This is a genomic window from Janibacter sp. FSL W8-0316 (assembly GCF_038004165.1).
Classification (GTDB): Bacteria; Actinomycetota; Actinomycetes; order Actinomycetales; family Dermatophilaceae; genus Janibacter; species Janibacter indicus.
Genome location: NZ_JBBOQX010000001.1, coordinates 1,920,790 through 1,941,060 on the forward strand (window position 1 = coordinate 1,920,790; position 20,271 = coordinate 1,941,060).

Here is a 20,271-nt window from a genome sequence, read left to right on the forward strand (position 1 = left end):
GATCATGGGCCCCATGAGCACGGCGCGCACGACTTCTGACCGCACAGCACCCACCGACCTGCCGACCTGGGCCATCCAGGCGGAGGACCTCGAGGCCATGCTCGCGACCAACGACGACGAGGTGGACACCGCCGCCATCCCGCGTCTGGCCTTCCGCGACGCCGTCGAGGAGGCTGCCGCCCCCGGCGCCGCCACCGTGACCGCCGTCGAGGGCCGCACCACCGAGACCGCCACCGAGGCCGCCCCTGCTGCGCCGACCCCCGAGGTCGAGCCGGTCGCGACGCCGGTCGGCCACAACCTGCGCCACCGCCACGCCAGCCCCGAGTCGGTCGCGGCCATCCGCCGCAACCTCATCGCCGTCGCCTGCGTCCTCGCCGCGGTCGTCCTCGTCGGTGCGGCCGCCACGTGGCTGGCCGGCTGGATCGCCCTCGGCGTCTGGACCCTGTGCGTCGTCGCCGGTGCCGTCGCCCTGCGTCGCGCCAACTCCCGCTACACCGCGCGCCACAGCCGCTACACCGCGCGCCACGCCTGATCGCCCGGCAGCGACACCGAGGGGCCCCGCCAGTTCGGCGGGGCCCCTCGTCGTGGTGCCGGCAGCGTCGTGACACAGCCGGGGTCAGGGACGCACGGTCAGCGCCTGCGCGAGCGTGCCGACCGGCCCCTGCTCGTCGTGCACGATGCTCGAGGTTAACCCGTGACCGTCAGGGCCGAAGGAGACGCTCGTGTCGAGGCCGAGCCACCCCTCGCCCGGGGTGCGGAAGAAGTGCGCCGTGAGGTCGACGTTGGGGAAGAGGACCTCCCGCGGGGAGGCGAGGACGTTCATCCCGTTGGCGATGTCGAGCAGCCCGACGGCCGCGGCGAGCCGGCTGTGGGGTTCGTCGACCAGCGGCACGTCGGTGCGCACCCACACCTGACCGCGCCCGGGGGCCGCGGCCCGACGTCGCACCTCGGTCGAGGCGATGAAGCCACCGGGCCAGACGCTCCCGGCGTCCCAGGGCTCGACCTCGTCGGGCCCGGGGATCCGGGGCAGGTCGCTGTGCTCGAGGGCGGTCGTGTCCCCGGTGGCGATGAGCCAGGCGCGGGCGACGACGACCGCACGGCCGCCGTGGCTGAGGGTCGCCTCGACGAGCTCGACCGTCCTCCCGGGGCGCAGCACCCGCACCTCGTGGGTGCACGGCTCGAGTGGCACCGTCCCGAGGATGTCGCAGGAGATCCGGGCGAGCGGCAGCCCGTCGTCCCGCCGGGCATCCCGGTCGACCTCGACGACATGGGCGAGCAGACCGATCGCCGGGGCGATGTGCTGCTCGTGCTCGGCCCAGGCACCTCCGGTGTGGGGGGTGGGGCGGACGGTGGATGCGTCGATGCGTTCGAAGTAGGCCACGGCCCCATTGCAGCAGTAGCCCGGTGGTCGCGATCACCGACCCCGGGTCTGCGACCTCGGCCCAGCGATCTCGGCTCAGCGATCTCGGTCGGTCAGTGCGTTTGCTCCCACAGCGCCGCCCCGTGCCGCGCTCCCCCGTATCCGAAGGCCCCCAGCGTCTGCCCGGTCCCCTCCGGCGAGGTCACCGACAGGTTGAGCCCGACTCCCTTCGACTCGGGGCCGAGCACCTCGCTCAGGCGAAGCAGCGCGTCGTCGACGACCGCCTGCGCGTCCCCGCTCACGGTGAACTTGCCATAGACGACCGGGCCCGAGGAGCCGCCGCCGTCGTCGACGTCGTTGACCGTCACCTCGGCCGCGGTGACCCCGGGCGTCTCACGGATGGCCGCCACCGCGTCCTCGCGCCAGGTCGGGCTCTCCGGCACCTGCGCCGACCCACCCCGACCGAAGAGGCCGCAGCCGGTGAGGACACCGACGAGGACCAGCCCCAGGCTCACGCTCATCACCGCTCGCATGACCCCAGTCAACCGCAGATCACTCGCGCCCGGTGCCGTACTCCGTGATCGTCACCGCCCCCTCGTCGCCCGTGAGGAAGACGTCGATCCCGGGGCTGTCGGCGTAGTCGACGATGCCGGGGTTGCCCGCGGCGATCTCGCGCTCCACCGAGTCGGAGTAGTTGCGGTAGTGGTGCGCGCTGTCGTTGCCGCCGCCGAACATCGACACCCCGGGACCCGGCTCCATCCGCACCTGCGTCACGTGGTCGCCGGAGCCGGCGAGCGCCGGGTCGAAGTTGGGGATCGGCGTCATCGGGGCGACGACCGTCGGCAGCGGCCCCGGCAGCGGGATCGGCATCGGCGGCCCGGCCAGGCTGTCGCCGAAGTCGACCTTGGGCACCGGGTCGTTGGTGTGCTCGAGCGCGAGGGTCTGCACGCCGGGCGGGATCGAGCGACTGTCGTTGGGCGAGCCCTGGGTGATCATGTGCGTGACGTTGTAGCGCTCCATGAAGGCCGGGTCCTGGACGAGCTCGCCTGTCACCATGCCGCCCTGGCTGTGCCCCTGGAGCATGACCGGGGCCCCGGGCGGGATGCCGGCCTCCTCCATCGCCGCCTCGACGGCCTCCATCGAGGCGCTGCGCTGGCCGGCCTGCAGCTCGAGGTTGGAGGTGTTGTCGAAGGCCTCGTCGCCGCCGGTCACCGACCCGGGGAAGTCGAAGAGGCCGTTGGTCCCCGGCACCGTGACGATGTAGGCCGAGCTGCCGTCGGGCTGGCGCACCTCGGTGACGCGCACGTGCCGGTTGTCGCTCTCGCGCCCCTCGGTGTTGTCGTAGGTGTCGTTCTGGATCTGCATGAGCGCGTTGAGATCGGTGGGGATGCGACCGGCGACCTCGGGGTCGGCCTCGACGGAGTTGGTCGAGGTCACCACGCCGTCGCCACTGTCGAAGATCTGGTGGTCCTCACCGGTGGCGATGTTGGCCAAGAGCCCACCGGTGCGGCCCAGGAGCAGGATCGCGCTCGCGGCCACCTCGTGGAAGCGCGGCCACCGGCCCTCGGTGAAGATCTGGGTGAACTGCTCGCCGAAGTTGACGATCGACGGCCCCAGCCGGGCGAGCGCCGCCATCCCGGCGTCCCACCGGGTGACGACCTGCTCGTCCCAGAAGTTGCGCCCCGCGTCGACCAGGTCGCGGCCCCGGTCACCGAGCCAGTCCAGCCCGTCACGCCCCCACTCGACGACGTCCCGCCCCCGGTCGCCGGCCCAGTCCCAGGCGTCCTCGACCGCCTCGGTGCCCCGGTCCCAGGCGTCTCGGAGGCCGTCGACCGGGTTGGGCAGGCTCCAGCCGCCGCCCCCGTCGTCGCCGTCCCCGTCGAAGAGGTCGTCGAAGAAGTCCTCGATGACCTCCCGCGGGTCGCGGCCGCGGTCGTCGGCGGGGCCGCCACCGGAGCCACCCCCGCCAGACCCGTCGCCGGAGGCGCTGTCCTGGTCCTGCGCCTGCCGCAGCAGGTCGCGCTGCAGGCCGGCGAGCGCGGCGGCCGCCGACTCGAGCGAGCTCGCCCCGGCATCCCAGCCGCGGCTGAAGGTCTCGAGGTCGGGCCCGGCCCACACCCCGTCGAGCACCCGCATGCTGCCGGTACCGTCGCCGTGGACGCCCCGGATGCGTTCGCTGGAGCGGCCGAGCTGTGCGGCGATCGAGCGGACCCGCTCGACGTCCATCCCCTCGCTGACGCTCATCACGCCACCGTCCGGGCGCGCGAGCGCAGGTCGAAGGCCCCGACCGTCAGCCAGGCGATCTCGGCCGCGACGGTCCCGGCCGGCACCTCGACGACCTCGACCTCGTCCTCGAGCAGGCGGACCTCGAGCAGGCGACCGTCGTCCCCTTCGAGCCAGTGCCGCGCCGTGACGAAGGGGGTCTCGCTCCCGTTGTCGACCTGCAGCACCAGGCCCACCTCGACGTCGGCACCGGCGAGCCGCGTGAGCACCTCGTCGGGCAGGGCCGAGCGTTCGGGCACGTCACGGATGACGCCGACGGTGTGCTCGAGGCGCGGGTCGGCGCCGCCCTCCGCCCGGACGGCCGGGCTCGGGGGCAGGGTCCGCTGCACGGCCGGCCAGATGATCCGCGGATCGAAGAACGCGATCTCGACGGCGTCCTCGACCGCCTCGACGGCGATCTCGTCGTCGGTGACCGTGAGCCGGCGGCGCTCGGTGATCGACAGGCCGATCCGCGGGGTGAGCGAGATCCGGCTGCGCATCCCCGCCCGGCCCATCCGCGAGTCGACCTCGAAGCGCACCGGCGCCGTGGCCGCCTCGGTGAGCACCTCGTGCCACCGCGGCTGCAGCTCGCGCCGGGGCGTGGCGATGCCGGCGTCGACGAGCTCGGCCCACTGCTCGGCGTGACCCGCCGGCGGCTCCCCCCGGACGGCCCGGGTGAGGACGTCGAGCGTCCGTGCCCCGATCGTGCGTGCTCTGAACCTCGTCTGCTGCGCCATGACTCTCCCTCGATGCCGCCGGTGGTGACGACGCTAGGGACAAGCGGGCGAATGGGGAATGGGGAGTTCTCCCCTCCGCGGACGAAGGGGGACGGCCGCAGGTCAGGTGAGGAGGGCTGCGAGCGTGCCGCCGAGCTCGGTCGCCGACTCGAGGGCGGCGTCGTCGACGTCGCCGACGACCTCGAGGACCTCGGCGGCCTGCCGCCAGTCGAGGGCCTGGACGATCGAGCCGACGGCGCGCACGGCGCCGGTGACGTCGTAGCGGCCGTGGACCCACAGCCCGTAGGGCCGTTTGGCGGTGGACCCGCCCCCGGAGCCGTCGCCGGCGCCGCCGGAGTCGTCGAGGGCACCGCCGACCTGGAGGAAGGTCGAGTCGAAGAAGTGCTTGAGGGCCCCCGACATGTAGCCGAAGTTGGCCGGGGTGCCCAGGAGATAACCGTCAGCGGCAAGGACGTCATCGGCCGTGGCCTCGAGGGCCGGGACGACCTGCACCTCGACCCCCTCGATGTCGGGGTGGCGGGCCCCGGCGAGCGCCGCGTCGAGCAGCGCCTGCGTGGAGCGCGTGGGGCTGTGGTGGACGACGAGGAGACGGGCCATGTCTCCCATCGTGCCCGCTGGTGGGCCGCCGCGTGCCGGAGGGGCCCGCCGTGCCTTAGCCTGATCCCCGGACATCGGGGAGCCGTCACGCACGACCGCACCCCTCGGGCACGACGCACAGGGAGTTGCACCCATGACCGCCCCCACCGCTGAGCCGCCACCGGCGGAGCAGGCCACCCGCCGCAACCGCAACGGCGACGGCAACACCGCCGAGGGGGCCGCCGCCCCCGAGCCGCCCAAGTTGCGTCGCCGCCCCATGCTCATCGCGGTCTCGGTCCTGCTCACCGCGCTCGGTGCCCTGCTCGGTGCCTTCCTGCTGAGCACCCTGTCCGGCACCGACGACTACGTCGCCGTGCGGGCCGACATCGAGCGCGGCGACGTCATCAAGGAGACCGACCTCGTGCGCACCCAGCTGCGCCGCGACAACTCCATCTCGCCGCTGTCGTGGGACGAGCAGCGCAGCCTCATCGGCATGTACGCCAACGTCGACATGGCCAAGGGCTCGCTCGTGACCCGAGAGTCGGTCTCGGCCGAGATCGCCCCGGCCGACGGTTGGTCGATCGTCGGTCTGGCGCTCACCCCGGGTCAGGGCGTCACCGGCGACCTGCGGGTCGGTCAGCCGATCGAGGCCGTCGTCGTGCCGGCGAGCGCCGAGGCGATCACCGGCCGTCCGACGACCTACGAGGGCATCGTCTCGAGCGTCGACATGTCCGACGACGGCCAGACCAAGCTCGTCGACGTGCAGGTCCGCACCGACGACGCCTCCCCGCTGGCCGCCGCCGCGGCCCGCCAGGAGGTCGCGATCGTCGTGAAGTCCAAGGGCAACGGCTCCGGGGACACCGCGGCCGAGCCGTCCGACTCGACCTCGGACACCACCCCGAGCGCCTCGCCGACCAGCTGATGGCCGTCGTCACGCTCTTCTCCGCCTCGGGCTCCCCCGGGGTGACCGTCTCCGCGCTCGGCATGGCCCTCGCCTGGCAGCGACACGTCATGCTCGTCGACGCCGACCCGACCGGGTCCTCGGCGGTCCTCGCCGGCTACCTGCAGGGCCAGACCGTCCACGACCGGGGCCTCCTCGACCTCGCGGTGGCCAACCGCGTGGGCAACCTCGGCGCGGCCATCGCGACGGTGTCGATGACCCTGCCCGGCTCCAACGTCGAGTTCGTGCCCGGCATCCGCTCGCACCAGCAGGCCGCGTCGATGACCAACCTCTGGGAGCCGCTGTCCGGTGTGCTGCGCGGCATGGAGCAGCGCGGCGTCGACGTCGTCGTCGACGCCGGCCGCTTGGGCCTGGAGCACTCCCCGATGCCGCTCGTGCGCGGCTCCGACCTCTCCCTGCTCGTGCTGCACAGCGACCTGCCGGCCGTGTCCGGCGCCCGCGGGTGGGCCCGCGCGCTGCGCGAGCAGCTCGCCGGCATGGGTGCCGCGCACCAGCTCGGCGTCCTGCTCGTCGGCCCCGGTCGGCCCTACTCCGCCCGCGAGATCCGCGCGGTCCTCGGCCTGCCGGTCGTCGCCGAGATCCCGTGGGACCCCGAGTCCGCCGAGGTCTACCACTCGGGCCAGCGCCCGAAGAAGGGCTTCGCCTCCGGGCCGCTCAACCGCGCCCTGCGAGCGACCGTGAGCTCCTCGCAGGGACTCATCGCCAACAACCGACAGCGTCTGGGCACCCAGCGCGTCCAGGAGGCAGGTCAGGCATGAGCCAGCCCCCCTTCGACCCCACCTCCCTGCCGCTCTTCGCGCAGGAGACCGACCCGCCGGAGGAGACCCGCCCGCGCGACGACATCTCCCAGCGCCTGGCTGCCGGCGCCGGCAGCGTCTCGCCGCACGACCGGCACGCGGCACCGACGCAGACCCCGCCCCCGCCGACGTGGGGCATGGGCCAGGCCGCGGCCACCCCGCCCCCGGGACAGCCGGCGGCTCCGCCCCCTTCGTCCGGGGGCGCGCAGCGTGTCTCGACGGTGCCCGCGCAGCGGCTGAGCGCCGACACCGTCCACGACACCGAGATCGACTGGAGCCAGGTCGCCGAGCTGCGCACCCAGGCCTCCGAGATGCTCACCGGGGCCCTCCAGGACCGCCAGCACCTCGACCAGCAGGCGCAGCGCGAGCTGGGCCGCTCGATCATCGTCGAGCTGCTCCAGACGACCGCCGCCAACAACCTCGCCGTCGGCCGGCGCGCCTGGTCGATGGACGAGCAGGACCGCATCGGTCAGGCCGTCTTCGACGCGCTCTTCGGTCTCGGCCGGCTGCAGCCCCTCGTCGACGACGAGCACGTCGAGAACATCGAGATCACCGGCTGCGACCAGGTGCTCCTCGAGTACACCGACGGCACGCTGCGCCCGGGCCCGCCGGTTGCCGAGAACGACCAGGAGCTCATCGACTTCCTCGTCTTCCTCGCCAGCCGCTCCGAGGTCAACGCCCGGCCCTTCTCCGAGGCCCAGCCGCGCCTGCACATGCGCCTCGACGGCGGCGCCCGGCTCGCCGCGACGGCATGGGTCACCCCCCGGCCGTCGATGGTCATCCGACGCCACCGGCTGCGCGAGATCACCCTCGAGGAGCTGTCCGAGCGCGGCATGCTCGACGCGGTCGCCGTCTCCTTCCTGCGGGCCGCAGTCAAGGCGAAGAAGAGCATCGTCGTCGCCGGCGCCCAGGGCGCGGGCAAGACGACGATGGTCCGGGCCCTGTGCGCCGAGCTCGACCCGTGGGAGCGCATCGGCACCTTCGAGACCGAGTACGAGCTGCACCTGCACGAGCTGCCGGAGAAGCACCGCCGCATCGTCGCCTGGGAGTCGCGTCCCGGTTCCGGCGAGGTCGGGGCCGACGGCCGTCAGGCCGGCGAGATCCCGCTCGACGACCTCCTCTACGACTCCTTCCGCTTCAACCTCTCGCGCCAGATCGTCGGTGAGGTCCGCGGTCGCGAGGTGCTGGCGATGATCAAGGCGATGCAGTCCGGCTCCGGCTCGATCAGCACGACCCACTCGGCCAATGCCGTCGGCGCGATCCGCAAGCTCATCACCTGTGCCATGGAGGCCGGCTCGCACGTCACCGAGGCCTACGCCGAGCGCGCGGTCGCCGAGCACATCGACGTCATCGTCCAGCTGCAGCTCGACACCGCGCCCACCGCCGACGGCGAGGCCCGCCGCGAGCGCTACGTCAGCGAGATCATCGCGATCCACCCGGGCGAGGACGGGCCGGCGACGACCCACGTCTTCCAACCCAACCCGCAGGGCGGGGCGCCGATCCCGGGGATCCTGCCCGACGACTACCGCTCGCTCGCCCGGTGGGGGTTCGACCTCGACGGCTACTTCGCCCGGGCACCGCAGTGAGCCCTTGGCTGACCGGCGCCCTCATGGGCGGCCTGCTCGTCCTCGCGGGCATCACCTTCGTCGAGGGCATGCGCAAGGTCCCGCCGCGCCCCAAGAAGGTCAAGCTCGCCGCCGCCGACCGTGACGGCTGGTGGGACAAGCTGCCGCGCCGGACCCGGCAGATCATCATCATCGGGGTCGTCGCGGGGGTGATCTTCGCGCTCTTCACCGGCTGGGTCATCGCCATCGTCCTCATCCCGGCGACGATCATCGGCCTGCCGTGGCTGCTCAGCTCCGGCGATGCCGAGGCGAGCATCGACCGGCTCGAGGCGATGGAGGAGTGGACCCGCTCCCTCGCCGGCGTGCTCACCGTCGGTGTCGGCCTCGAGCAGGCCATCGTCGCAACGCTGCGCTCGGCGCCCAAGGAGATCGAGCCCGAGGTCAACCTCTTGGCAGCCCGCCTGCGGGCGCGCTGGCCCACCGACGACGCCCTGCGCGCCTTCGCCGACGACCTCGACGACTCCACGGGCGACCTGCTCGCCGCCAACCTCCTGCTCGGCGCCCAGCGTCGCGGCGCCGGCCTGGCGAGCGTCCTCGAGTCCGTCGCCGTCGCCGTCGGCGAGGACGTGCGCTCGCGCCGCATGGTCGAGGCCGACCGGGCCAAGCCCCGGGCCACCGCCCGCTGGGTCACGATCATCACCCTCGCGGTGCTGGTCATCATGTTCTTCTTCACGACGATGTTCGAGCCCTACCGCAGCGGCATCGGCCAGGTCATCCTCACGGTGCTGCTCGCCGCCTACGTCGGGGCACTCGTCTGGATGAAGTCGATGGCCAAAGGCAAGAAGCTGCCCCGCTTCATCGGCAACGAGGTCGCCGAGGAGGCGCGTCGATGACCACCACCCTGCAGATCGCGATGATTGCCGGCGCCCTCGTCGGGCTCGGCCTGTCGATGCTCGTCTGGCGCTTCCGGCCCGCCCAGGTCGACCTCGCCACCGCCCTCGACCGACTCTCCCCGGACCGCTCCTTGTCCGCGCACGACGAGGGTGCGGTCGAGGCGGGTGCCGCCGAGGGCGACGCCCGCGACAAGCTCGGCCGCTGGGCCATGCGCACCCTGCCCCTCGACTCCCTCGGTGCGCCGCCCTACCGCGAGCTGGCGCTCATGCGCATCCCGGTGCACCGCTTCTACGGCGAAAAGGTCGTCTTCGCGATCCTGGGCGCCTTCATCCCGGTCATGTTGCTCACCGTCCTCTCCTTCTTCGGGTTCGGCCTGCCCTGGATCATCACCCTCCTCGCCTCCGCGGGCGGCGCAGTCGGCTTGTTCTTCCTGCCGGACTACAACGTCAAGGACGACGCCAAGGCTGCCCGCAAGGAGTTCGGCCGCGCCCTGGCCTCCTACATCGACCTCGTGGCGCTCGAGCGCAACAGCGGCTCCGGGCCCCGCCAGGCGATGGAGATCGCGGCCAACATCGGCGACTCCTGGGTCTTCCGCCGGCTCGCCGAGGAGCTGTCCCGCTCCCGCTGGTCCGGCCTGCCGCCCTGGGACGCTCTGCGCAAGCTCTCCGACGAGCTCGGCCTGCCGGAGCTCGCCGACCTCGCCGACATCATGCGCCTGTCCGGCGAGGAGGGCGCGCAGGTCTACCAGACCCTGCGCTCGCGCTCGCAGAGCATGCGCACCGCCGAGCTCAACTCCGCCCTCGCCGAGGCCAACGCCACGGGTGAGCGGATGTCGATCCCGATGTCCACACTCGGGCTGATCTTCATGGCCATCCTCGTGACTCCCTCCCTGCTGCGGATCATCGGCGCCTGATCCGCAATCTCAAGTTGCGACAGATTCCCCACGTCCTAGCCTGAGGTGGTCACCGGATGACCAGACAAGGGGAAGCAATGAAAAGTCGAACGACGAACCAACGGCCCCTGCACGCACTGCGGCTGCTTCAGTCGGCGCGGCCGCCCTTCTGACGGTTCTGGGCGCGAACGTGTCCGGGGCGTCTACCGCTCCGGCGACGCCGACGTCCGCGGGGGCCTCCTCCCGCACGGTGACCATCGTGAGCAACGACATGCCGCGCTCGGTCAAGCGTGGTCGCTCGTTGACGATCCGGGTGAACTGGGCCAACACCCACAACGCCATCAAGAAGGTCCAGTTCAGCATCAAGTTCGACTGCTACGCAGCCAGCGGAGTCATCCGTTCAACCCCACAGGCGTGGACCACCTATGCCATCCCTCCGGGTGGCCGGATCACCTCGACCAAGGTGTGGGTTTCGTCGAAGTGCCTGCCTGCTGTCGCGGGCTGGGAAACTTCTCCCGGGCACAACGCAGTGTTCGAGACACATCAAAGGTCGGCTCCTACAAGGGTGCGTTTGTGGAACCCAAACGAGTCGTCTACTGACCTCGCTCAGTTGACGGGGTGAACGCCGGGTGGCGGGGAGTTCTCTTCTTGGGGTCCGAGGCCACCCTCCGATAGCCTGTGACACGTCCGGGGGGACAGCAGCCTCCCGGGCCAGCCCTCACTCTGTCCCGGGAGAGACCCACATGATCCAGTTCTTCGCCGCCCTCCAGGTCTTGGGCGCACAGGCCCTTGACTACTTCGGCGACCAGACGGATGTCATCAACCGCGCCCGCGACGAGCGCGGCTCGGTCACCATCGAGCAGGTGCTGTGGGCCGTCGCGGTCATCACCATCTCGGTCATCGTCATCGGCGCCATCACGACCTTCGTTCGCAGCAAGAGCCAGGAGATCAAGGCACCTTGATCACCCGGGGGGCACAGCACGGTAGGCCGGAGCGGTGGCGCTCCGACCGCGGTGCGCTGTCCCTCGAGATGGTCGTCCTGCTCCCCCTCGCCCTGAGCCTGCTCTTCCTCGCCGTGCAGGGCGCCGTCTACTACCAGGGCCGCACCGTCGCCTTGGCCTCCGCTCAGGAGGGCGCCCGAGGGGCCGCCGGCTACGAGCAGACCGACGAGCACGGGCGCAGCGCAGCCCTCGACTTCGCCGCGCGCGCAGGTGGTGACGGCCTGCTCGAGAGCCCCGACGTCGAGGTGACCCGCGACCGCGGCAACGGCACCGTCACCGTCCGTGTCACCGGCACGACGATGTCGATCATCCCCGGGTGGGACCCCCAGGTCTCGCAGTCCTCGACCCGCGCGATCGAGGAGTTCACCCGGGTGGAGGACTTCGAGGGCAGCGGCATCGACCGCACCGAGAGGCCGTCGTGGTGAGCCACCGGCGGTGGCTGCGGAGCGAGAGCGGCTCGGCCAGCATCGAGATGGTCATCCTTGCCCCCGCCTTCGGCCTGCTCATCGCCATGCTCGTCATGGGCGGCCGGCTCGCCCTCGCCCAGCAGTCGATCCAGTCCGCCGCCGGTGAGGCCGCGCGGGCGGCGTCGATCGAGCGGGGCAGCGACGCCGAGAAGCGCGGCCTCGAGGCGGCCGAGGCCTTCCTCGCCGAGCAGGACCTGACCTGCAACTCCATGGACATCCAGCTCGACACCTCGGGCAAGGACACCGACCCCGGCGTCACCGGGCTCGTCGTGGCCGCCACCGTGACATGCGACGTCGCCCTGGCCGACCTGGCCCTGCCCGGGGTCGGGGGCAGCCACCAGGTCTCGGCGACCGCCAGCAGCCCCATCGACGCCTACCGGGAGCGCTGATGCACCGACCGGCCCCCCGCATGCTCGACCGGCTGCGCGACGAGCGCGGCTCGCTGAGCACCTACTTCGTCTCTGCGGTCTTCGCGACGATCCCGCTCGTCGGCCTCGTCGTCGACGGCGGCGGTCAGGTCCGCGCGATGCAGCAGGCCAACGACGTCGCCGCCGAGACGGCGCGCTATGCCGGGCAGTCGATCAACAAGGGGTGCGCCATCTGGGGCGCCGAGATCACCGTCCCGCAGCACCAGGCGCAGACCGCGGCCGAGGAGTTCGTGGCCACCCACACCACCGACGTCACCCTCACCGACGTCCGGGTCACCGAGGGCGGGCACACCGTCACGGTCGAGGCCACCCGCACCTGGGAGCCGATCTTCCTGGGCATCCTCGGCGTCGGCTCGCGTGAGGTCGAGGGCACCGGCAGCGCCTACCAGTACCGCACGGACGGCAAGGGAGAGGAGTACGACCCCGATGTCAACGCCTTCGGCGCCTGCCAGTAGGGCCAAGGGGCTGCTCGCCCTCGTCGGGGTCGTCCTCCTCGTCGTCGGCGTCCCGTGGCTGCTGCTCCAGATCGGCGCGGGCCCGGTCCCTGACCGGTGGGCCTCCCCAGCCGAGATCTGGGAGGCCGTCACCTCCCCCGACGACGGGTCCGTGCTGCTCGTCATCTTCCGCTACGCCGCCTGGCTCGCGTGGCTCTTCATCACGCTGTCGATCGTCCTCGAGATCGGGGCGCGACTCCTCGGCGTCGACGTGCCACGGCTGCCGGGGCTCTCGCTGCCCCAGGGCATCGCCCGCTACATCGTCGGCACCGCTGCCCTGCTCTTCATCACCATCCCGACCGTGGGCACCTGGGCCGGCACCGCGCACGCCGCTCCCGCGCCGGGCTCCGGCGACGCGACGACCGCGAGCACCACCCTTGCCGGCGGGGCCGTCGCCGCCGTCGCCGCCGATGCTGCGGCCACGGCCGAGACCGACTCCGTAGCCCCGACGAGCGAGCGCGCGACGATCACCCACGAGGTTGCCCAGGGCGAGAGCCTGTGGTCCATCGCCGAGTCCCAGCTCGGCGACGGCGCCCGTTACACCGAGATCCTCGAGCTCAACCGCGACACGATCCCGGCCTCCAACTGGATCTCGCCCGGCCAGCAGCTCCAGCTGCCCGACGAGTCGCCAGCGCCTGCTGCTGACGGCGACACCCACACGGTCGAGCAGGGCGACACCCTCTGGGAGATCGCCGAGGACGAGCTCGGCGACGGCAGCCGCTACACCGAGATCGTCGAGGCGACCGGAGCCGAGCAGCAGCCCGACGGCGGACGACTCACCGACCCCGATCTCATCCAGCCCGGCTGGGAGCTGCAGGTCCCGGGCAGCACGAGCGCTGCCGCAGCGAGCCCCGAGACGCCCACGTCGACCGTCCCGGACGGCTCCACGACTCCCAGCGCCCACGCTGCTGCCGCCACGGGCGGGGCGGACGCCGACACGACCGACCGCGCCGAGGCCGACTCGACGACCGGCGCCGCATCCGGTGTCGCCGGGGTCGGCGCATCGGCCACGGCTGCACCGACCGGAGTCACCGACGACGGCTCGACCGACGAGGGCTCGACCGACCCGGTCGTCCTCGGCGACCCGGCCGACGAGTGGGGCAGCACCGTCCTGGGCCTGTCCGGACTCACCGCGGCCGGCCTGCTCTCCCTCCTCGACCTCGCTCGCCGCCGTCGGGCCGGCCGGCTCACCCGCCCCGACGAGACCGACGCGACCGACCTCGAGCGAGAGCTCGCGCTCGTCGCCGACGTCCACACGATCGACACGGTCGACATCGCGCTGCGGCACATCGCGGTGGCCGCCCGCGAGGCCGGCCGCGCCCTGCCCGGGTTGCGCTCGGTGCGCGTCGGGCGCTCGCAGCTCGACGTGCAGCTCGCCGACCCGATGCGCCTGCCCGCCCCGTGGACCTCGACCGCCGATCCGCGCCTGTGGACGCTCGCGGTCGACCGGGCGATGACCCTCGATCCCGGCATGCTCGTCACCGAGCCGGCCCCCTTCCCCGCGCTCGTGGCCGTCGGGCAGGACGACGAGGAGGCCCACGTCCTGGTCAACCTCGCCGACGCGCGCACCTTCGCCGTCGTCAGCGACGGCTCCCGCACCCGCGACACCCTCGCGGCCATGACGCTCTCGCTCGCCACCTCGCCGTGGGCCGATGCCACGACGGTCACGGTCATCGGCGGCCACCCCGAGCTCGAGCAGGTCATCGGCTCGTCGCGGGTGCGCTTCGTCCCCGACATGGCCGCCTACACCCTCTCGGTGCAGGTGCAGATCGACCCGACCGCCCGCGAGGTGATCGTCGTGAGCGGCGACCTCGACGCGCGCGACCGTCGTCGGCTCGACAAGGCTGTCGCCTCCTCGCCCCGCGTGGCCCTGGCGCACTCCGCGAGCAGCATCGCCGACGGCGCCGACGCCCTGATCATCGGCGACGACCCCGACGCGGCTGTCCTCTCCCCCGCCTACCTGCAGGTGCGGCCCGAGCGGCTGAGTGCGCAGGACGCCGCCCGCATCGGCTTCCTCTTCGATCTCGTGGCCCCCTCCGACGACGTCTGGGCGCCCGCCGAGGGCGAGCCGACGCTCGCCTCCGTCGCGGCCGCCACGCCCGAGGTCACCGTCGACCCCGGCGACGACCTGCTCGACGACGCACCGACCGTTCGCCGCTCCCAGATCGACGACGAGAGCGGCAGCCGCACTCAGGTCCGGTGGAACACCCCGGTCAACACCCCGTCTGGGGACACCCCCTTCGCCCCGGGTGAGGACGTCGCGACGGTCCGCCGGACCGCTGGCCTCGAGATCACCGCCCAGGGGACCACCCCGGGGTGGCTGTCCAACCAGATCACGCCGACCCCGGGCACCCCGCTGCCCCCGGTCATCGCCTTCCCCGAGCGGGTCCGCGAGCTCGCCGCGCCCACCGACGAGCCGGTGCTGCGACTGCTCGGCCCGGTCGACATCGACAACGTCGGCGACGTCACCCCCGCCCACCGCATGCGCCTCACCGAGCTCGCGGCCTACCTCAGCACGCACCCCGAGGCGACGGGCACCGAGATCGACGACGCCATGTGGCCCAACCGCGCCGTGCACGACCACTCGCGCGTGCGCGACAGCTCGCTCGCCGGGCTCGGCTCCTGGCTGGGTCCCGACGAGACCCCGCAGGGCGGTCTGGTCGCGGCCCGCACGATCGCGAGCGACTGGTCGCTGTGGCAGGGACTCGTGCCCGCCGACCCCTCGACCGCCGGCACCGAGCACCTCGAGCAGGCCCTCGGTCTGGTTCGCGGACGCCCCTTCGCCGGGGTGCACCCGCGGCACTACGTCTGGGCGCAGGCGCTGCGTTCGCAGATGATCTTCGCCATCACCACTGCGGCGACCGAGCTGGCCCGCCGCCGGCTCATGGAGGGGCGTTGGGCGGCCGCGCACGACGCGACCGTGGTCGGCCTGACGGTCGAGCCCGGCGTCGAGGCCCTGTGGCGCCTGCAGCTGCTGGCCACCCACGAGCTCGGCGACCCGGTCGCCCGCGATGCCGCGGCCTTCGGTCTGGCCGACTGCGGCCGGCTGGCCGATGGTGTCCTCGAGCCCGCGTCGCGCGAGCTGCTCGCCACCCTGCCCGAGATCACCGCCTCGCAGACCCCCACGACCACCCATCACGCGGTCTGAGGAGGCCACAGCGATGACGATCCTGACCCGCGTCCTGACCCGGGAGCGCCTGTTCGCCACCTTCGGCGTGACCCTGCTCTTCCTCGCCCTCTCCCTGTCGGCCGCGCCCGACAGCGACGCCAACATCTGCCGCAACTTCGGCCTGCGGGCCAACTGCCGGATCGTCTTCGGCGGGGAGAAGTCCGACGGCACCGGTGGCGGCAAGGGTGGCGGGCGACCGGCCTGCCACCGTGGCGCGCCGGAGTACAAGAGCGTGCCCTGCGAGGACGCCGTCGCCGGCTCGTGGAGCAACGCTCGGCAGTGCTACGTCATCGAGGCGATCGACCAGCCGGGTCCCGACCACCCGGGCTACCGCGAGGGCGCCAAGCTCTACACGTGCACCGGCCTCAACGACGAGGGCAATGTCCTCATCCCCCGGGACTCCTTCTGGTCGGAGGAGCCGCCGGAGACCAACAACCCCCAGGACCTCCAGGAGGACCTCGAGACGGCCGTCGGCACGCGCTTCCGGGCGATGTACCCCGGTCTGGCGCCCAGCCCCGTCCCCATGCACGCCCGCTTCGACGGGTACCGCATGGCGCCGGTCGGCCTCAACGTGTGGATGTGGCCCCGCGCCCTGTTCGACTCGCAGTGGGACCCACCGCTCGTCGAGGACCCCGACACCGGCTACTTTGTCGACGCCGGCGTGACGCACGTCAAGTGGGAGATGGGCGACGGGACGTCGATCACCTGCGGCAAGAGCGAGCCCTTCGCCCGGCGCAAGGCCGAGCAGACCCCCGACTGCGGGCACAAGTACAAGAAGCCCGGCAACTACCTCGTGCGCATCACGACCTACTGGAACATCAACTACCGGGATGCCAACGGCGAAGGCCGCATGCAGACCGAGTTCAAGCAGTCGCTGTGGATCCGTATCGGTGAGAACCAGGTGGTCAACAAGTGACCCGACCCCGTCGCGGAGGGCACCTGGCCGTGGTGCTTGCCCTGGGAGCGGTCCTCGCCGGCTGCGGTGACGGTGATCGTGAGGACGAGCACCTGCCACCCGACCTCGTCGACCAGAGCCAGACGACGTCGGTGGACGCCGACGACGTCGCCTCCGACCGCGCGCGTCAGCGCGTCTACCAGTGGGTGAACGGCCGCAACACCATCCTCGCCCAGCCCGACCACTACACCACCGAGGCCTCCATCGGCTTCGCCGAGGGCACCGAGGCGACGGCCATCCTCGCCGACGCGGCCGAGCTGACCGTCGACAAGCAGACCCGCAAGGGCGAGACGAAGCTCGTGGGTGACCCGACCGCGACGAAGATCGACCTCGACCCGGCCCCGATCAAGAGCACGGCCATCCCTCCCTTCGTCAAGGTCAGGGCCTGCATCGACGAGAGCGGCACCCACCTCGTCAACGCCTCCGGGACCAAGGTCAAGGGCTCGGGGGGCAAGGGGCCGCGACCGGTGAGCTTCCACGTGCTCAACCGCAGCTGGCCCAACACCGACACCTGGCGGATCGCCTGGCAGGAGGACATCAAGGGCTCCTGCTGAACCGTCAGCGGGCGAGCAGCGCGACGAGCACCGTCACGAGCGAGGCGAGCACGACCACCGTGTCGGCCGCGCGCCACGGGGCCCGGGTGGCCCAGGTGCGCCGACCGGCGCCGGCGAAGCCACGAGCGTCCATCGCCACGGCGAGCGTGGCCGCGGACCCGAGCGAGCGCAGCAGCATCCCGAAGGTCGAGGCCCACAGGTGCGCCACGACACTGCGCGGCGAGCGCCAGGTCACGCCCTGGCCCCGCAGCCGGCGCGCCCAGCCGACCTCGGTCCACGCCACGCCGAAGGTCTGCACCCGCTGCAACGCCGCGCCCAGCGCGACGACCGGGCGGGCCGGCAGCCGGAGCCGCTGGCCCAGGTGGTCGGCGAGGTCGTCGGGGTCGACGAAGGCGAGGAGGATCGCCGAGGGCACGACGATGACGAGCAGCCGCAGCGCGGCCGAGAGCGCGACCTCGACGTCGCGCGACCCGAGCAACCAGGTGGACCAGCCGACGCCGAGACCGCCGACGAGGGCGGGGACGAGTCGGATCGCCAGACCGCGCCACCGGCCCGGGACGGTCCAGCCGGCGCCGCGGCCGGGCAGGTTGCTCAGGCCCACGACGGCGCCCAGCACGAGCAGGCCCAGGATGACGAGCGAGACCCGCCACCCGGGTGAGAGGACGGCGGCCGCCATGGGGATCGCGGCCGCGGCGAAGAGCGCGAGCGGCCCGCACGCGGACAGCACGGCCCGTGGCGTCTCCCGGGACGGCTCGGTCTCCGGCGGACGCACCTGCCGCACCTCGTCGACGAGTGAGACGAGGTCGGGGTCGTGCGTGGCGGCGACGACGGCACCGCCGCGGTCACGGTGGGCGGTGAGCAGGCCGACGACGGCCGCCCACGTGCCACGGTCCTGACCGACCGTCGGCTCGTCCGCGAGGGCCACGGCCGGGCCGTGGGCCAGCGCGGCCGCGACGGCCAGCCGACGCTGCTCGCCACCGGAGAGAGTCTGCGGGTCGGCCCGCTCGAGGTGCTCCAGCCCGAGGACCTCGAGGAGGCGACGGGCCTCCCCTTCGTCAGCGGTGCCGAGGGTGCGGCCGGTGAGCAGCACCTCGTCGAGCACGGTGCGGGCGAGCAGCGCGCTGGAGCTCCACTGCGGCACCCACCCGACGAGGTGGGCGATCTCGGTGGCGGGCAGGTCCCCGACCGACCGTCCGTCGGCGAGCACCCGTCCCGACGACGGCGCCACCAGCCCGCCGAGCGCCGCCAGCCACGTCGACTTGCCCCCACCGCTGGGTCCGACGAGCGCGGTGGCCCGGCCCGCGGCCGGGGAGAGCGGCGCGTCGGTGACGAGCGCGGTCGTCACCTCGCTGCTGCCATCGAGGTGGTTGCGCGCTCGCTCGACGACGAGCGGTTCGCTCGTGAGCAGCGTCGCCCCGGGCTCGACCGCACGGGCGAGGGGGCCGAGGTCGATCGTCAGCGGCTCAGGAGCCGGCACGCCCGGCACCCAGATGCCGTCGGCGGCCAGCGCCTCACCGTGCTCGGCCAGCACCTCGGCGGCCGACCCGTCGTGGTGGATCCGCCCGTCGCGGCCGAGGACGAGCACCCGGTCGACGTGCTCGAGCCAGGGCTCGATCCGGTGCTCGACGACGACCGTCGTCAGACCGGCCGCGCCGGTGACGACGGCGTCGCGGACCCGGGCGGCCGAGGCGGCGTCGAGCATCGCGGTCGGCTCGTCGAGCAGCAGGAGGGCCGGCTGGAGGGCGAGGGCACCGGCGAGCGCCAACCGCTGGGTCTGCCCACCGGAGAGGGCGCCGGTCGGGGTGGTGCGCGGCAGGTCCCCCAGCCCCACAGCGGCCAGGCAGCGGTCGACGACGGCCGGCATGTCGCCGGCGGGGACACCCACGTTTTCCAACCCGAAGGCGACATCGCGCCCCACGGTCGCCGCGACCGTGCCCGAGCCGGGCTCCTGGAGCACGAGCCCGACCGCACCGGGACGCTCGCCGGGCGCGGCCCCGTCGACCCGTACCTCGCCGACGAGGTCACCGGAGTCGACGGTGAGCAGCAGGCCGGCGAGGGCCCGGAGCAGGGTCGACTTGCCGGACCCGCTCGGCCCGACGAGCAGGACCCGCTCGCCGGGGCGCAGCGTGAGGTCGAGCTCGCGCAGCACGGGCTCGCGTCGACCGACGGGCCGCCACGTGAGGTCGCGGACGACGACCTCACCACCGCCCGCGAGGCCGACGTCGCCGGGGGTTTCCCCCTTCGTCCGCTCGTGGATCAGACGGCCCTCCGCTCGAGGACCTCCTGGCCGGGTGGGAAGGGGTTGAGCGCACCGGCCTGCGCCAGCGCGCGGGTGAGCAGCCACCCGCCGAGCCCGGCGACGACGACGCCGGAGACGACCATGAGCGGCAGGTAGGCGAGCTTCCACGCCCAGGTCCAGTCGACGAAGTACCAGTAGATCTCGTAGACCCACTCCAGCGGTGCCGACAGCGCACCGGAGAGCAGCGCGACGGCCGGGCCGAAGGCCTTGTAGGCGAAGATCGCGAAGGCCAGCTCGGCGCCGATCCCCTGGGCCAGGCCGGAGACGACCGTCGTGACCCCCCACTGGTTGCCGAAGAGCGCGGAGACGGTCGCGGCGATGAGCTCGCAGGCGATGGCGGCGCCGGGCCGGCGCACGACCAGCCCGCCGACGACGCCGGCGATGAACCAGAACCCGACGAAGAGCCCGAAGAGCGGCTGGAAGGCCAGGCCGAGGGCAGAGATGGGTCCGTTGTAGAGCAGTCCGTAGCCCCAGTAGGCGACACCGAAGGCGACGCCGAGGAAGGCGATCGTCAGCAGGTCGACGGTGCGCCAACCCATGAGCGGGCGGGTGGCGAGGACGGTCCCGGCGCGGGTCGCGCCCGTGGACTTCGTGGTGGACATGTGTGCTTCTCCTGTGTGGTGTGACTCCACAGGGCGGGCCGACGCCACCCGCGACGGCGAGGCCGTCCGGCGACGACGGTCCGTGAGACTCGACTCCCTACGCCGGTGCGAACCGGATCAGGTACGAGGGTCTGCGGTCGCCCGCACTCTCAGCGCTGTTGCGCTCCCCTGTCGTGCCCCTCCAGCATAGGCCTGTGGCAGGGTTGGTCCCGTACCGGGTGGCGCGGACCGTGACCACCTCTCACGCGTGGCGAAAGG

General features: G+C 72.8%; 21 protein-coding genes and 1 riboswitch. Of the genes, 14 read left to right on the forward strand and 7 right to left on the reverse strand.

Annotation, left to right across the window (positions count from 1 at the left end; all coding sequences use genetic code 11):
• Positions 1-13 precede the first annotated feature (13 nt).
• Positions 14-532 carry a hypothetical protein gene (locus tag NYE39_RS09465; protein ID WP_192911032.1) on the forward strand — a complete coding sequence of 173 codons (519 nt, stop codon included), beginning with the start codon at positions 14-16 and terminating at the stop codon, positions 530-532.
• An 84-nt stretch (positions 533-616) separates the two neighbouring features.
• Here NYE39_RS09465 and NYE39_RS09470 read toward each other — a convergent pair whose 3' ends face one another.
• From NYE39_RS09470 to NYE39_RS09490, 5 genes are all read right to left on the reverse strand, one after another.
• Positions 617-1,381 (reverse strand): thioesterase family protein, encoded by a 765-nt coding sequence (locus NYE39_RS09470; protein WP_341012502.1) that lies wholly within the window; start codon positions 1,379-1,381, stop codon positions 617-619.
• A gap of 92 nt (positions 1,382-1,473) precedes the next feature.
• Positions 1,474-1,881, reverse strand: coding sequence for a hypothetical protein (locus tag NYE39_RS09475; protein WP_192911034.1), 408 nt, complete (start codon positions 1,879-1,881; stop codon positions 1,474-1,476).
• A gap of 31 nt (positions 1,882-1,912) precedes the next feature.
• Entirely contained in the window at positions 1,913-3,604 is a 1,692-nt protein-coding gene (locus tag NYE39_RS09480) for a hypothetical protein (RefSeq protein WP_341012503.1), read from the reverse strand.
• Positions 3,604-4,359 (reverse strand): hypothetical protein, encoded by a 756-nt coding sequence (locus NYE39_RS09485; RefSeq protein WP_341012504.1) that lies wholly within the window; start codon positions 4,357-4,359, stop codon positions 3,604-3,606. Before NYE39_RS09485 ends, NYE39_RS09480 begins: the two co-directional genes overlap by 1 nt.
• Positions 4,360-4,461: 102 nt before the next feature.
• Positions 4,462-4,956 (reverse strand): flavodoxin family protein, encoded by a 495-nt coding sequence (locus NYE39_RS09490; protein ID WP_072625771.1) that lies wholly within the window; start codon positions 4,954-4,956, stop codon positions 4,462-4,464.
• A 133-nt stretch (positions 4,957-5,089) separates the two neighbouring features.
• Here NYE39_RS09490 and NYE39_RS09495 point away from each other — a divergent pair, with 133 nt between their 5' ends.
• From NYE39_RS09495 to NYE39_RS09555, 13 genes are all read left to right on the forward strand, one after another.
• Positions 5,090-5,857 (forward strand): SAF domain-containing protein, encoded by a 768-nt coding sequence (locus tag NYE39_RS09495; protein WP_072625772.1) that lies wholly within the window; start codon positions 5,090-5,092, stop codon positions 5,855-5,857.
• Complete coding sequence (locus NYE39_RS09500) at positions 5,857-6,654, forward strand: MinD/ParA family ATP-binding protein (RefSeq protein ID WP_072625773.1); 798 nt, start codon at positions 5,857-5,859, stop codon at positions 6,652-6,654. Before NYE39_RS09495 ends, NYE39_RS09500 begins: the two co-directional genes overlap by 1 nt.
• A complete protein-coding gene (locus tag NYE39_RS09505; RefSeq protein WP_192911036.1) occupies positions 6,651-8,279 on the forward strand; it encodes a CpaF family protein in 1,629 nt (542 codons plus the stop codon). The genes NYE39_RS09500 and NYE39_RS09505 overlap by 4 nt, the downstream gene beginning before the upstream one ends.
• Complete coding sequence (locus NYE39_RS09510) at positions 8,276-9,151, forward strand: type II secretion system F family protein (RefSeq protein ID WP_234993707.1); 876 nt, start codon at positions 8,276-8,278, stop codon at positions 9,149-9,151. The genes NYE39_RS09505 and NYE39_RS09510 overlap by 4 nt, the downstream gene beginning before the upstream one ends.
• A complete protein-coding gene (locus NYE39_RS09515) occupies positions 9,148-10,065 on the forward strand; it encodes a type II secretion system F family protein (protein ID WP_341012505.1) in 918 nt (305 codons plus the stop codon). Before NYE39_RS09510 ends, NYE39_RS09515 begins: the two co-directional genes overlap by 4 nt.
• A 238-nt stretch (positions 10,066-10,303) precedes the next feature.
• Positions 10,304-10,666 (forward strand): hypothetical protein, encoded by a 363-nt coding sequence (locus tag NYE39_RS09520; RefSeq protein WP_341012506.1) that lies wholly within the window; start codon positions 10,304-10,306, stop codon positions 10,664-10,666.
• A gap of 121 nt (positions 10,667-10,787) precedes the next feature.
• Positions 10,788-11,006, forward strand: coding sequence for a hypothetical protein (locus NYE39_RS09525; RefSeq protein ID WP_072625778.1), 219 nt, complete (start codon positions 10,788-10,790; stop codon positions 11,004-11,006).
• The gene (locus NYE39_RS09530) at positions 11,003-11,470 is read left to right on the forward strand and encodes a TadE/TadG family type IV pilus assembly protein (protein WP_192911037.1); all 468 of its coding nucleotides are present in this window, start codon (positions 11,003-11,005) and stop codon (positions 11,468-11,470) included. Before NYE39_RS09525 ends, NYE39_RS09530 begins: the two co-directional genes overlap by 4 nt.
• Positions 11,467-11,901 carry a TadE/TadG family type IV pilus assembly protein gene (locus tag NYE39_RS09535; protein ID WP_226282732.1) on the forward strand — a complete coding sequence of 145 codons (435 nt, stop codon included), beginning with the start codon at positions 11,467-11,469 and terminating at the stop codon, positions 11,899-11,901. Before NYE39_RS09530 ends, NYE39_RS09535 begins: the two co-directional genes overlap by 4 nt.
• Positions 11,901-12,395, forward strand: coding sequence for a hypothetical protein (locus tag NYE39_RS09540; protein ID WP_072625781.1), 495 nt, complete (start codon positions 11,901-11,903; stop codon positions 12,393-12,395). Before NYE39_RS09535 ends, NYE39_RS09540 begins: the two co-directional genes overlap by 1 nt.
• A complete protein-coding gene (locus tag NYE39_RS09545; protein WP_341012508.1) occupies positions 12,367-15,582 on the forward strand; it encodes a LysM peptidoglycan-binding domain-containing protein in 3,216 nt (1,071 codons plus the stop codon). The genes NYE39_RS09540 and NYE39_RS09545 overlap by 29 nt, the downstream gene beginning before the upstream one ends.
• Positions 15,583-15,595: 13 nt before the next feature.
• On the forward strand, positions 15,596-16,519 hold the full coding sequence (locus NYE39_RS09550) for a hypothetical protein (RefSeq protein ID WP_192911039.1): 924 nt from the start codon (positions 15,596-15,598) through the stop codon (positions 16,517-16,519).
• Positions 16,516-17,112: a hypothetical protein gene (locus NYE39_RS09555; RefSeq protein ID WP_341012509.1), complete on the forward strand. Its 597-nt coding sequence runs from the start codon at positions 16,516-16,518 to the stop codon at positions 17,110-17,112. The genes NYE39_RS09550 and NYE39_RS09555 overlap by 4 nt, the downstream gene beginning before the upstream one ends.
• 4 nt (positions 17,113-17,116) lie before the next feature.
• On the opposite strand, the gene NYE39_RS09560 is transcribed toward NYE39_RS09555, so the two are convergent.
• Positions 17,117-19,261, reverse strand: coding sequence for an ATP-binding cassette domain-containing protein (locus tag NYE39_RS09560; protein ID WP_341012510.1), 2,145 nt, complete (start codon positions 19,259-19,261; stop codon positions 17,117-17,119).
• Positions 19,262-19,368: 107 nt separating this feature from the next.
• Positions 19,369-20,013: an ECF transporter S component gene (locus NYE39_RS09565; RefSeq protein ID WP_341012511.1), complete on the reverse strand. Its 645-nt coding sequence runs from the start codon at positions 20,011-20,013 to the stop codon at positions 19,369-19,371.
• 77 nt (positions 20,014-20,090) lie between these two features.
• Positions 20,091-20,193: riboswitch (TPP riboswitch) on the reverse strand.
• Between the last annotated feature and the right edge of the window lie 78 nt (positions 20,194-20,271).